The sequence below is a fragment of the Streptococcus parasanguinis genome (assembly GCF_901875555.1).
Classification (GTDB): Bacteria; Bacillota; Bacilli; order Lactobacillales; family Streptococcaceae; genus Streptococcus; species Streptococcus parasanguinis_H.
Genome location: NZ_CABFMD010000031.1, coordinates 112,543 through 125,212 on the forward strand (window position 1 = coordinate 112,543; position 12,670 = coordinate 125,212).

At 35.2% G+C, this 12,670-nt stretch carries 13 protein-coding genes; all 13 read left to right on the forward strand.

The genetic code is table 11. The features are described from left to right. Positions 1-123 precede the first annotated feature (123 nt). The 13 genes from JX304_RS06755 (at position 124) to JX304_RS06815 (ending at position 12,669) form a co-directional block, all read left to right on the forward strand. Positions 124-834: an ABC transporter ATP-binding protein gene (locus tag JX304_RS06755; protein ID WP_205011811.1), complete on the forward strand. Its 711-nt coding sequence runs from the start codon at positions 124-126 to the stop codon at positions 832-834. A 1-nt stretch (position 835) separates the two neighbouring features. After that, positions 836-1,648, forward strand: a complete 813-nt coding sequence (locus JX304_RS06760; protein ID WP_205011863.1) for a hypothetical protein — start codon at positions 836-838, stop codon at positions 1,646-1,648. Then, positions 1,629-2,318, forward strand: a complete 690-nt coding sequence (locus JX304_RS06765) for a hypothetical protein (RefSeq protein WP_205011812.1) — start codon at positions 1,629-1,631, stop codon at positions 2,316-2,318. The genes JX304_RS06760 and JX304_RS06765 overlap by 20 nt, the downstream gene beginning before the upstream one ends. Before the next feature lie 447 nt (positions 2,319-2,765). Continuing rightward, complete coding sequence (locus tag JX304_RS06770) at positions 2,766-3,392, forward strand: hypothetical protein (RefSeq protein WP_205011813.1); 627 nt, start codon at positions 2,766-2,768, stop codon at positions 3,390-3,392. Next, the gene (gene uvrB, locus JX304_RS06775; RefSeq protein ID WP_205011814.1) at positions 3,382-5,370 is read left to right on the forward strand and encodes an excinuclease ABC subunit UvrB; all 1,989 of its coding nucleotides are present in this window, start codon (positions 3,382-3,384) and stop codon (positions 5,368-5,370) included. Before JX304_RS06770 ends, uvrB begins: the two co-directional genes overlap by 11 nt. A gap of 9 nt (positions 5,371-5,379) precedes the next feature. Further along, positions 5,380-5,943, forward strand: coding sequence for a GNAT family N-acetyltransferase (locus JX304_RS06780; protein ID WP_205011815.1), 564 nt, complete (start codon positions 5,380-5,382; stop codon positions 5,941-5,943). Further along, positions 5,909-6,406, forward strand: coding sequence for a GNAT family N-acetyltransferase (locus JX304_RS06785; protein ID WP_205011816.1), 498 nt, complete (start codon positions 5,909-5,911; stop codon positions 6,404-6,406). Before JX304_RS06780 ends, JX304_RS06785 begins: the two co-directional genes overlap by 35 nt. Positions 6,407-6,499: 93 nt before the next feature. Beyond that, on the forward strand, positions 6,500-7,123 hold the full coding sequence (locus tag JX304_RS06790) for an NAD(P)H-dependent oxidoreductase (protein ID WP_205011817.1): 624 nt from the start codon (positions 6,500-6,502) through the stop codon (positions 7,121-7,123). Positions 7,124-7,207: 84 nt separating this feature from the next. Continuing rightward, positions 7,208-7,561, forward strand: a complete 354-nt coding sequence (locus JX304_RS06795) for a diacylglyceryl transferase (protein ID WP_205011818.1) — start codon at positions 7,208-7,210, stop codon at positions 7,559-7,561. Between the two features lie 634 nt (positions 7,562-8,195). Then, positions 8,196-8,666 (forward strand): 8-oxo-dGTP diphosphatase, encoded by a 471-nt coding sequence (locus tag JX304_RS06800; RefSeq protein WP_205011819.1) that lies wholly within the window; start codon positions 8,196-8,198, stop codon positions 8,664-8,666. Between the two features lie 236 nt (positions 8,667-8,902). Next, the gene (locus tag JX304_RS06805) at positions 8,903-9,772 is read left to right on the forward strand and encodes a helix-turn-helix domain-containing protein (RefSeq protein ID WP_205011820.1); all 870 of its coding nucleotides are present in this window, start codon (positions 8,903-8,905) and stop codon (positions 9,770-9,772) included. Positions 9,773-10,238: 466 nt separating this feature from the next. Further along, a complete protein-coding gene (locus JX304_RS06810) occupies positions 10,239-10,544 on the forward strand; it encodes a lactococcin 972 family bacteriocin (protein WP_082937485.1) in 306 nt (101 codons plus the stop codon). Between the two features lie 148 nt (positions 10,545-10,692). After that, positions 10,693-12,669, forward strand: a complete 1,977-nt coding sequence (locus tag JX304_RS06815) for a DUF1430 domain-containing protein (protein WP_205011821.1) — start codon at positions 10,693-10,695, stop codon at positions 12,667-12,669. The last annotated feature ends 1 nt before the right edge of the window (position 12,670 follow it).

Below are 12,670 nucleotides of genomic sequence, written 5' to 3' on the forward strand. Positions count from 1 at the left end.
ATAGAATGTAATTTGTTGAAAATAAAAAAAATAATTATTCTGAGAATTTCCTGATTTTCTCCTGTTATACTTGCTCCAAGTGAAGGTGGAATTTCACTAAAAGTCAGAAGGGAAAAAGAATGAATGATAACAATTCAAAAGCTACATAAGGAATATAATAATAAAATTGTCCTTCAAAACGTGTCTTTCAAAGCTAAGAAAGGTGAGATTACTGGATTGATTGGACCGAATGGATCTGGAAAATCAACTTTAATTAGGATTTTACTTGGTTTGGAAAATAGTCAAATGGGGATGGCGTTGATCGATGGCAAAAAATACTCTCAATTGGGAGATAATCCATTTGGTATTGTTGGATCATTCCTCGACAGTTGCAAACCTTACCCAACAAGAACAGGATTCCAGCATCTTCGGTGGATTGGCTTGGCTTGTGGTGTTGATAGAAATAGGTGCAAGGAATGTTTAGAGTTGGTGGGGTTAAGTGAAGCTAAACATAAAAAAGTAAAAGACTATTCATTAGGAATGAAGCAACGTCTTGGTTTAGCGACAGCCTTATTAGCAAATCCTGACATCTTAATTTTAGATGAACCAATCAATGGACTAGATCCAGAAGGAATTCGCTGGGTACGTAATTTTTTACAATCTTTTGTCAATGAAGGTAAAACTGTCTTAATGACAAGTCATTATATGAGTGAGTTAGAATTAACGGTAGATCATCTGGTTGGTATTTCTAATGGCAAAATTGTTATTGATGGTCCTACAAAAGATATATTGAAACAGTTTGGCTCTTTTGAGGAAGCATATTTTAAAGCACTAGAAGGGAAAGAAGGTGAATAATTTGTTGAAGCGTTCCTTTTTTAGTGACCTTTATAAATATAGTAGTTTACCTACTTTTAGAGTTACTTTCTTTCTTATTTTGGGAGTCAGCATATTTTTTTCAATTCAAAATATCCAGGTGATAAATGCCTTAGTAGAAGGAAATGGACAAGCGGTTAACCTTGATCCATCTATGTTATCCTCGAATCCAGTCTATACAGTCAGGGATGCTCTCTTATCTTCACCCTACCAAGCAAGTGTTATTTTCTTGCCAATTCTTGTTTCACTTGTTTATTCAACCCATTATCAATTTGGTGATGATTATTATAGCCAGTTATTGATTCCTAACTGGAAAGTTCGTCTTACTGGGTTTATTGCAAGTTCGATTGTTCTATCGTTACTTTCTACTTTAATATTTTCTATAGTAAACGCTGTTATTTTATTCGTTTTTCTGGATTCAACTCTAAAGAATTTTTTAGAATTGACATTGTTTTTAGATGTCACGGTAAGAGTTATGATATTTGCAATCGTTCTTACTTTATTAACTTTACTTTTCGTAATCGTAACGAAAAAATCAATGACTGCATTAATTGCAGACGTTTTATTATTGGTCATCACCTTATCAGGTATTCTAAGAGGAATTTCCTCTAAAATAGAAAATCTATTGCCTTTGATTGGGGCAAAGTCATTTGCATTTGGTCGAATTGAAGGGACTCAAACGAGCCAATTGTACGGCTTTACACTTTTAGTAGTAGAAGGGATCTTGTTCTTTGTGTTCATAATGGTTGTAGAAATGATTCGAATGAGGAGGAAGAATGGCAAGAATATTATTTAGTCTTATCGTCAAAAAATATAGTTTAAAACCCGTAAAGTACCAGATAGCTATACAGTCACTTTTGATAGGTTTTGTGTGTCTCTTCGGTGTGTTACCAGTTTCAATCAATGATACTGTTGTACAATTATCTATAAAGCAAGCTCTTGTTTTTGCCTCAATGCTTTCTGTTAGTATTGGGTGTGTTAATGCATTTGTTGAGTTACAATCACACGAAACAAAACTAGTTTACTTGGTAAGTGGAAAAAGGATCCTAAGTTCAATTAGGATCCTGTTCGTAGAGTTATTTGATGTAGTACTACAATCAACCTTATATTTCATTGTACTGCTTATATGGTTTCAATTATATAGGAGCGAAAATGGTGTCAGTTTAGAAATCTTCAGTTTCTATTTGTTTGGCTCCATCCAATACTTTTTGATTTCTTACTTCTTAAGCTGTTTTTTCAAAAGTCCAATGGGGAGTTTAGCTATTTTATTGCTATTTCCTATTTTAGTACAACCATTCATAGAAAGAGTAGTGGAACCATTGACTAGTTACCTATTTTATAATATTGTTGCAGATACCATATTAGGGAGAGCTTCCTATCTGCAACTCTGTATTTACGTTATTGGATTTGTATTTTCACTTGGAGCAACTCTCTACTTCTTGGTAAGGAATCAAGAAGTTAAGTAGTAAATAAAAATGATAGTGATGAGCAAACTTTTCTAATTTTGGGAGAGTGGGACAGAAATCGGTCATTCGTTAGAATTCGATTTCGTCGTCCCACCTCCGCACAGTTGAGTAGGGCTGTAAAAGCTGATGAAATCAGCGTAGTAGAGCCCACTCAACCACTGCGTCTTGCTCGACAATCCAAAAACAATTAAGAGGCTATGACTTTTGTCCCAGCCTCTTGTTACGTATTTCATGGTTTTAGAATAAAAGACAAGACTTTCGAAGTAATTGCGAGAGTCTTGTTTAGTTTTTATGCTAATGCGTGTCCAATTTATTATATTGTAAATTAAACATGTACTGAATTGATGGATTATTTTGTTACATCTTGTATTTCTCTGTCGTTCCCCATCACAGAGAATTTTGGTGATTTATGCTAAAATAAGAAGAACTACTTGAAAGGGGAAAAAGATGATTGTTAAGTTTGACAGAGGCCTGCTTAAAGTTCAAATTGCATGGGGCATGTTTTTTTCTCTCGTTCCATTGTGCTTGATTATTTCTTCCCTTTTAAATGATTCTTTGTATGAGGATTATTTTGGTAAGCTCTTTGTCCTTTTCTTTCTTTTGTTTCCATTATACGCTGGTATTTATGCGGTAGATGGTATGATGAATCTTAGAAAAACAAAGAAATTGATAGAAGTAGATGAGCAGACCTTCACCTATTATGGGAAACTTTTTGGCCGAAAAACCTTTGAAATCCCCTTATCTGATATCGACCTTGTCATGAAAGATTGGTCAAGTCACATAGCCGATATCAAGCGTTTATCATCTTTTCTTTATTTTTTGAAGCGGATTGAATACTTTTTTGACTACCAATCCGAATTGGATGATAAAAAAAGATACCGGGTTCTGATGATTCTATTCAAAGATAGTGAGACGGCTATCACATACGATAAAAAGCTCGGTTTTCAGTTACCAAGGAAACGTAAGTATGTTGAGAAGACCCAAATCATACGAATTCCCGTGGATAGAGGAGAGGTTTTCTCAGACCAAGAAATGAATGACTATATAAACGAAAGGAACATTCATGATAGATAGAAAAGTAAATAACAAATTTAAACTCGTGTCAAAATACCAACCGTCTGGGGACCAACCGCAGGCCATTGAGCAGTTGGTGGATAATATCGAGGGGGGCGAGAAGGCCCAAATCTTGATGGGGGCAACTGGTACGGGGAAGACCTATACCATGAGCCAGGTCATTGCCCAGGTCAATAAGCCGACTCTGGTCATCGCGCACAATAAAACCCTAGCGGGCCAGCTCTATGGGGAGTTCAAGGAATTTTTCCCTGAAAATGCGGTCGAGTATTTCGTCTCTTACTACGATTACTACCAGCCAGAAGCCTATGTGCCATCGAGCGATACCTATATCGAAAAAGATAGCTCGGTCAATGATGAGATTGACAAGCTTCGTCACTCAGCAACCTCCGCTCTTTTAGAACGAAATGACGTCATTGTAGTTGCGTCTGTTTCATGTATCTATGGGTTGGGTTCACCTAAGGAATACGCGGATAGCGTAGTGAGTCTGCGTCCGGGTCTGGAGATTTCTCGTGATAAATTGCTGAACGACTTGGTAGATATCCAGTTTGAGCGCAATGACATCGACTTTCAACGGGGGAAATTCCGTGTCCGTGGGGATGTGGTGGAGATTTTCCCGGCTTCTCGTGATGAGCATGCCTTTCGAGTCGAGTTTTTCGGGGATGAGATTGAGCGGATTCGTGAGATTGAAGCTTTGACCGGCCAGGTTCTAGGAGATGTGGACCACTTAGCGATCTTCCCAGCAACTCACTTCGTGACCAATGACGACCATATGGAAGTGGCCATTGCCAAGATTCAGGCGGAACTAGAAGAGCAGTTGAAAGTCTTTGAAAAAGAAGGCAAGCTCTTAGAAGCCCAACGCCTGAAGCAACGGACTGAGTATGACATTGAAATGCTTCGTGAGATGGGCTACACTAATGGTGTCGAAAACTACTCTCGTCACATGGATGGCCGGAGTGAAGGAGAGCCACCGTACACCCTTCTTGACTTCTTCCCAGAAGATTTCCTCATCATGATCGATGAGAGCCACATGACCATGGGCCAAATCAAGGGCATGTACAATGGAGACCGCTCACGTAAGGAGATGTTGGTCAACTATGGCTTCCGTTTGCCGTCTGCCTTGGACAACCGGCCTCTGCGTCGTGAGGAGTTTGAAAGCCATGTCCACCAGATTGTCTATGTGTCAGCGACACCAGGTGACTATGAGATGGAACAGACGGATACCGTGATCGAGCAGATTATTCGTCCGACTGGTCTTCTGGATCCAGAAGTGGAAGTACGCCCTACCATGGGACAAATGGACGATCTCTTGGGTGAGATCAATGCGCGTGTAGAACGTGGAGAGCGGACCTTTGTCACCACCTTGACCAAGAAGATGGCAGAAGACTTGACCGACTACTTTAAAGAAATGGGTGTCAAGGTCAAATACATGCACTCGGACATTAAGACCTTGGAACGGACGGAGATTATCCGTGATTTGCGTCTGGGTGTCTTTGATGTCTTGGTCGGGATTAACCTCCTTCGCGAAGGGATTGACGTACCAGAAGTGAGTCTAGTGGCTATCCTCGATGCGGACAAGGAAGGATTCCTTCGTAACGAGCGTGGGCTTATCCAGACTATTGGACGGGCAGCCCGTAATAGTGAAGGCCATGTCATCATGTATGCGGACACCATGACCCAATCCATGCAAAAAGCCATCGATGAAACGGCCCGCCGTCGTCAGATTCAGATGGCTTATAATGAAGAGCATGGCATTGTGCCACAAACCATTAAGAAGGAAATCCGTGACCTGATCTCTGTTACCAAGGCTGTGGCCAAGGAAGAAGACAAGGAAGTGGATATCACCAGTCTCAACCGCCAAGAGCGTAAGGAACTGGTCAAGAAACTGCAAGGGCAAATGCAAGAAGCCGTCGAAGTGCTTGATTTCGAACTGGCAGCACAGATCCGCGATATGATGTTGGAAGTCAAGGCCTTGGATTGAGGGATAAATATGATCGATTTAAGAAAACTAATAGAAGAAGATTTGGTGCCTTTGTGGGAAATTGCTTATTCACAATCTAATCCAATTTGGAAGCAGTATGACGCTCCCTATTATGACGATTATCAGTATTTTCCTAATTTTCAAGAATTTAAACTACAAAAATTAGAATCCACTCTAAACAACTCAAATCGCCTTGGTATTTTTGTTGATGATAAACTAGTTGGGACTGTTTCGCGCTACTGGGTATGTAAAGAAACAAGATGGATGGAATTGGGAATTTGTATTTATGATAACAAATTTTGGAACTCTGGAATTGGAAAAGCTGCTATGCTACAGTGGATAGATCGGACATTTCAGGATTACTTGGAGTTGGAGCATCTTGGTTTGACAACTTGGTCAGGAAATTTTGGTATGATGAAATTGGCTGAAAAATTAAGAATGAAAAAAGAAGCTCATATTCCAAAAGTTCGTTATTATCAAGGTGTTTATTATGATAGTATTAAATACGGCATTTTGAGAGAAGAATGGGAGGAAGCAAATGGTAATCACTGTCAAACAGATGGAAACTCCTGAAGAGATAGAAGGAAAATCTCTCGTTCATTGGCAAACGTGGAGAGAGGCTTATGACGATCTTTTACCCGCGGATTTTCAGGAGACGATGACATTAGAAAAATGTCGATTCTTTAGTCAAAAATATCCAGAAAATACCTTGATTGCGATGGATGGAAAGAAGGTCGTTGGATTTATCAGCTATGGAAATTACCGTGATGAGACCATTCAAGCTGGTGAAATCATTGCCCTATATGTTTTAAAAGATTACTATGGAAAAGGTGTGAGTAAACAGTTAATGCATGCTGCATTTGCTGTTCTCGATCATTTCTCTGAGATTTATTTATGGGTATTGAAAGAGAATAAGCGAGCCATTGCTTTCTATCAAAAAATGGGCTTTACTTTTGATGGCCAAGAAAAAATACTTGAACTTGGAAAACCTATTAAGGAATTGCGGATGATATGTTCTTCAAATAAAAATTCCTAAAGGACGTATCTATCAATCTTTGAACCATTATCAATTCATCAAATAAAAAAATAAAAGAGATAGAATGAACCAAAGAGATGAAGGAGAAGACGAATGAAGATTTTAGTCATCAATGGGCATCCAGATCCAGAAAGTTACTGTCAGGCAATTTTTCAAACAATTGTAAGCAATTTGGACACAAGCCGGCATGAGATTAAAACTATTAGTCTCAATGAAGAAGACTTTGATCCGGTTCTTCGCTACGGTTATCGAAAGCGGATGGAGGAAGATTCCTTTATCCTTCGTTCTCAAGAATGGATCCAGTGGGCGGATCACCTGATCTTTGTCTATCCCATCTGGTGGAGTAGTATGCCGAGCCTTATGAAAGGCTGGATCGATCGGGTCTTTACACCGGGGATTGCCTACTCGGCCAATGATCAAGGAAGCTTCATCTGGAATTACCTTAGAGGCAAGCAATTCAAGAAGTTGCTTAAAGGAAAAACCGCCAGTATTTATGCGACCTCCATGGCGCCTACTTGGTGGTACAAGATTTTTTCAGGCCCTCTGAACGTTCCAGATAGTTATGGCATTTCTGTTTTGAAAAATGCTGTCTTGAATCATTGTGGAATTAAAACTAAGCGTGTGTGCATACTAGGTGAAGTCGGCCGGGATGTGAATACCGATAGCATGCGAGAGAAGCATCTCAAAAAGGTGTCAGCAGAAGTGAAGAAACTTTGATCCTGTTCTTGTCTTTAGTTGTGTTTTGAATCGGATTCAGTTAAACTATCAATATAATCTATAAAAAAATAGGAATCGTCCAATATGCTGCTTTTTATCTATATGATCTATGTCATTTCTTCAATTTCAAAAATGAAAAGAGAAGGTCAAAGAGTTTCTATTTTTACTTATTTGATTGTTTATGGCCTATTGATTCTATCTTTGTTTATGCTTTATTTTAGTTTATTGTCATTTTTATTTAGCCCTTTGCCATTTTTTGGCTTTCTAGCTGCTCTTGCTATTGGCGGTATGATGCTGTCTCTTAAAATAATTATTACCATTCTTTTACTTTTGTTATCGCTCAGCCTATTCTTAGATAGTAAAAATAGTAATCCGGAAACGCCTCTCATTGATCATTGGTTACGATTGGGGGTTCATATTCTACTGATCATTATTTAAGGCGAGAACTCCACTTTCAGTCCTGAATGTTTAGTTTTTTGTCCCTTGAGATTTGCAACCCACCAGAGGCGGAAGTGAAAAATCTTAAATGAAGGTATCCATTCAATGCACATTGACGTAGTTATGGATTAGATTTATAATCTAGTTAGTTACATCTTTTCTAAATTAGGAGGACTTCTCTATGCTAAAGCAGTTAAATGGTTTTAAAATGTTTTATTTATTCTTCTTAGCTTTTTTCGTTATTGAAGTAATACTAGTTTTTTTGGTCTATCATTTACTCCTCTACTTAGTTGTCTCTGGTTTGATTTCTTATTTCTAGTTCTTGTTTTCCATCTTTGGTCTATCTTTTATAAAAAGAGAGAGTTCAAGTTTTTTCATCTAATCTTACAATTTTTGAGTGTCATTCTAGCATTTTTCATTTGGCTCATTCTCCAAGTGTCTTTTACAGATTCAGCTTATACCATAATCCCTCCAATCCATCATAATGCGGAGATACGAGGGAATTATGTTGAAATTCCCCATGGAGCGATCCCTATACGGAGTCGTGATTACTATGAACTGGTCAATCCCTTCATCATGAAGCTAGAAGTGAAATAAAGAGAATATGGATGGTAAATCCATAGAAAGGAAATATATGTCACGCGAAACATCTACCATTTTAACAAATCTATGTCTGATCGAAGACTGTACAACGAATAAAGTAGTCCTCCAATACCGGTCACCTGAGCGCTACAAGAAATGGTCTGGTTATGCCTTTCCTGGAGGCCATATCGAAGAAGGAGAAAGTATTGCTGAATCCGTCATTCGTGAAGTCTACGAAGAGACAGGACTTACAATTACAAATCCAAAACTGGTCGCAGTTAAAGACTGGGAGCCAGACGAGGGAGGCCGCTATATTGTCTTTTGCTACAAAGCGACAGAATTTACAGGCCAGCTAAGATCGTCTGAAGAAGGAGAAGTTTCTTGGGTTGAGAAGGACCAATTAGAAAAGTTGGACTTATCCTACGACATGCTTCCTCTGCTGGAAGTGATGGAAGACTCAGACTTGTCTGAGTTTTATTATCGCAAACGGACAGACGATGATTGGGAAAAATTAAGATTTTAAGGATTTATTCAAATGATAAATTGTGGGTTATTAGAATTTTTAATAATGACAAAGATAAATATTGTAAATAGCTGTTTCAAAGTAAGAATAATATTGTCTATAAGATTCAATTGTAAAAATTATTTAAGAACCAAACAACTTTTATAAGAAATATCAATAAATAAATATATATTATTGACATTATCTAAAATAATGATAAAATACACCTGCGTAGATATGGATCAGGAGGTGGGAAAATGACATTATTAGCAAGTCGATTTCGAAGTAGAAGATTAGAATTGAAGTTGTCTCAATCAGAATTAGCTGAGGGAATCTGTAAACAGGGACAAATAAGTCGAATAGAAAAAGGAAAGTATAATCCTGGATCTGATATTCTTTATAAATTAGCTCAGAAACTTAACGTACCTATGGAATATTTTTTTGATGAGAATATTTTAGCGGATAGTTCTACGCTTGGAAATTTTATAGATTTATCAAAAAAATTATTAAATCAAAGAGATTATTTCTCTCTAAAGTATTTATATAATCTAGAAAAAGAAAAAAAACATAAACTTCCGTTGTATGATCAATCATACCTTTCATGGATAGAATCAATTATTCTTTTTCATTGTGATAATAAAAAAACGGAGGCTATAAAGAAGTTAGAAACATTATTAAATAAAATGTCAGAATCAGATAGAGATTATTTTATGTTTCTAAACAGTCTTCTTAATTTCTATTCTTATATAGATTTAGAAAATGAAAAAATAAGTGGGGAAATGTATCAAAAAATCATAATCCCACTCGAAAAATCTAATATATCAATAATGGAGAATTTTGAATTATTAGTTAAAGTGCGTTATAATTACTGTCGATATTTATGGATAGATAATCAAATCAAAGAAGCAATTTCTGAAATTGTGAAAACAATCGATATTTGTAAAAAATTTAATCACTTTTATTTATTACCGGACTTATTCTGTTTATTAGGTAACGTAAGTGAAGGGTTTGCAAAAAAAGACGAAGTGAAAAAATATTTTAAATTATCTGAGACGTTGTATAGTTTATCTGGAAATGAGAAAATGGCACTAACTATAGAAAACTATATAAAAAATAACTTAATTTAATAATGTGGTTGCAATACAATTGTTTATGTATTTATCTACGGCCTCGCCTAAAGGCGAGGTTTTTTTAGATATAATTATCATGTAAAGAAATAACTATAGTATATAACTTTAAAAAATAACAAAAAAATAATATTAATTATTGACAATGAATGCTTAAAGTGATACAATTCACTTGTAAAATGAAAGGGGTTACAAGTGATGAAGAAGCTTTTTAGAAATATTTCAATTATGTTTAGTTTATTGTTATTTACTTTTGGTACTGTATATGTTTCTAATAAAGTAGAAGGTATAGATCCAGGAGTGATACATTCCAAAGACTTCTATGATAGGAATTTCAACAATTGAATTTTCATCTATATTAATGAGTAATAAGAATATAGATAATTTTGTATGATTGGAGCTGGTTATTATGTACAATATAAAATTTTAATTATTGCTAAGATTATAAGAAATTGAGGGAAATGCTATGAATAAGATTTCTAAACTGTTAACGATTATCATATTATCTGCAACTTTGTCGATCGCTTCAATTTCATATGCAGATAGAGTTATAGTACATGATGGTACTTGGGATTATGGTTATGGATGGAATAATGCATATTCTCACTATAAGCATGACCATAAAAATCATGGTGCAAAGGTTGTGAATGCAAATAATGGAATTAAAAATTTTAGAAATGCTGGCCCTGGTGTTTGGGCTAAAGCATCTATAGGGACTCTTTGGGATCCAGCAACATTTTACTATAATCCTTCCGGTTTTTACTCAAATTAACGATTTTATTTGTTCTACAATATGTATTTGGTATTCATAAGTTAGAATATCATGAATTTCATAGATAAGTAAGAGGAGGAGCACCCCTCCTCTTTTAAAAATTTTGTCGAATACATTAGGGTTGAGCTTTTTAAAAGCGAGGTACAGGATGTATAGTAAGTTTAAAAAAATTTTATTAATTATTTCCTTTCTTTTGATTTGTTTAATTGGCTTGTTATTCATCAATACAAATGAAAACGAGATTTTTGCTGGTTTTAGAAATGTAATAGTTGTTGAAAAATCTCCTGTCGATTTTTCTGATAAAATTAATGAATTTGTAGCTAAAAACGATATTGTTCTAGCAAGAAGAATTGTTGCTCCTGTCGATGAGTCTAACAAACAAATACAAAATACATATGTTCCAATTGGAGCCAAAAATTTACCTAAAGAGCTAAAGCAGCAAACGGATAATGAATTAATAGAAAATAGTTCATACAATACAGTTTATGTTGTTGTGAGTGGTTCTATGAATGCGGAGCAAGTAGCTGAAGGATTATTGCAGCTTAATGCCACTGTTAGAGTTTTGCCAACTAATTATGAGACTTCTCTATTTCGATTACTATTGAATACTCCACAATCAGTATTGATCGTAATTGGGATTTTAATTACCTATATCTCTTTAATACTAGCTCAACAAGTTTCTGGCATGAAAGAGGTTGGAATATTAAGAGTTTCTGGCAAAGGAAAGCATGCGATTGCTATAGAACAAACAAAAAACGATAGTATTTTTATCTTATGTTTATTGATATGTTCTATACTTGGTATTGTTAGTACATTAATCATTTTAAGAAAATTTTCGATTCTAGCTCTGTTGATAATCTTAGTACCAGTGTTTGTTTGGGCCTTATTAATATTTATCGTTAATTTTTTTCTTTCACATTGTTTTTATTATATTCTTCAACACCAACCAATTATTTTATCAATTAAAGGAAAGGCTCCGCTAGGTTTCATCTTTGTTATGACGATCCTAATACAGCTATTTACTTTATTTTCTGTTATGTTCTGTGTTTATGGAATGATTTCAATAACTAAAGAAGTTGAATCGTTAGAGGTAGGAAAAAGTCATTGGCAAAGGAATGCTGAATATTATGAGATAACTTCTTTAGAAGATGGCGACAGTGTTTCACAAGATCAAAAAGAAAAATTTTTTAATGAGTTATCTGACAACACTACGATTATTTATAGAAACGACATGTTAGATAATATGTTGATTTCGAACAAAGATAATAAGAATTTCGAACCAACTTCAGATTATTCTTCAAATGTAATTTATGTTAATGCTAACTACGTTGCAGTAAATAAAATTAAGTTATCTGACTCAGCAAAATTATTTCTAAAAGATATGAAAACATATGATAAAATGATTTTAATTCCAAATCGTTATCAAAATATATTTGATCAATTAAAGAATAAATGGGAGTATTTTGAGAAAAGGGGATTTTCATCTAAGGAAACATTAGTCGAAGATACCCAACCAAATTCCAAAATTGCTAGTTTCATATACGAAGGTGGTGATTTGTTTACTTATCCAGTTTACTCTTTAATTGGGAGGCAATTTTCCAATGAAGCAATGGTCCATGATCCAATTATTGTTGTGGAAAAACCTAACTATGCTTTATTGCCAACCTCGTTCTTAATAGTTAACCATTCTGAAAAAGTAACTACGTTAATTCGAAAATATAAATTGACAGCTTCCTTCGGTTCACTTACTAGTGGATTATTATCTATTGAGAAAAGAATTGATATGATAGTAACAAGAAAATACTTTTTACTTGCTACGACTGTTTTAAGTATTACTACCTCATTTTTATTATTCATTTTGATGAATAGTATTTATTTTTATCAAGAAAGGAGGACACATTTTATAGAACGTTTGGCTGGGAAAAACCAATTATGTATTCATCGAGTTTATCTTGGATTACTTATTACGTGCTTTACTCTAATTGGTATTTGTACAATTGTTTTAAGATTTTCATTTTTACTAATATTAGTACCGTTTGTATACTTATTATTGTTGCTTATCGTATTTGCATTTCAATTAATTAAAGAGAAAAGAGTAAATATTTTATTTCTAAAAGGAGCTTAAT

Bases quoted from the DNA above. Each gene is read 5' to 3' on its own strand.
- JX304_RS06780 (WP_205011815.1), top strand. From the start codon at position 5,380: ATGATCGATTTAAGAAAACTAATAGAAGAAGATTTGGTGCCTTTGTGG.
- JX304_RS06795 (WP_205011818.1), top strand. From the start codon at position 7,208: ATGCTGCTTTTTATCTATATGATCTATGTCATTTCTTCAATTTCAAAA.
- JX304_RS06755 (WP_205011811.1), top strand. From the start codon at position 124: ATGATAACAATTCAAAAGCTACATAAGGAATATAATAATAAAATTGTC.
- JX304_RS06800 (WP_205011819.1), top strand. From the start codon at position 8,196: ATGTCACGCGAAACATCTACCATTTTAACAAATCTATGTCTGATCGAA.
- JX304_RS06785 (WP_205011816.1), top strand. From the start codon at position 5,909: ATGGTAATCACTGTCAAACAGATGGAAACTCCTGAAGAGATAGAAGGA.
- JX304_RS06810 (WP_082937485.1), top strand. From the start codon at position 10,239: ATGAATAAGATTTCTAAACTGTTAACGATTATCATATTATCTGCAACT.
- JX304_RS06815 (WP_205011821.1), top strand. From the start codon at position 10,693: ATGTATAGTAAGTTTAAAAAAATTTTATTAATTATTTCCTTTCTTTTG.
- JX304_RS06770 (WP_205011813.1), top strand. From the start codon at position 2,766: ATGATTGTTAAGTTTGACAGAGGCCTGCTTAAAGTTCAAATTGCATGG.
- JX304_RS06790 (WP_205011817.1), top strand. From the start codon at position 6,500: ATGAAGATTTTAGTCATCAATGGGCATCCAGATCCAGAAAGTTACTGT.
- JX304_RS06805 (WP_205011820.1), top strand. From the start codon at position 8,903: ATGACATTATTAGCAAGTCGATTTCGAAGTAGAAGATTAGAATTGAAG.
- JX304_RS06765 (WP_205011812.1), top strand. From the start codon at position 1,629: ATGGCAAGAATATTATTTAGTCTTATCGTCAAAAAATATAGTTTAAAA.
- uvrB (WP_205011814.1), top strand. From the start codon at position 3,382: ATGATAGATAGAAAAGTAAATAACAAATTTAAACTCGTGTCAAAATAC.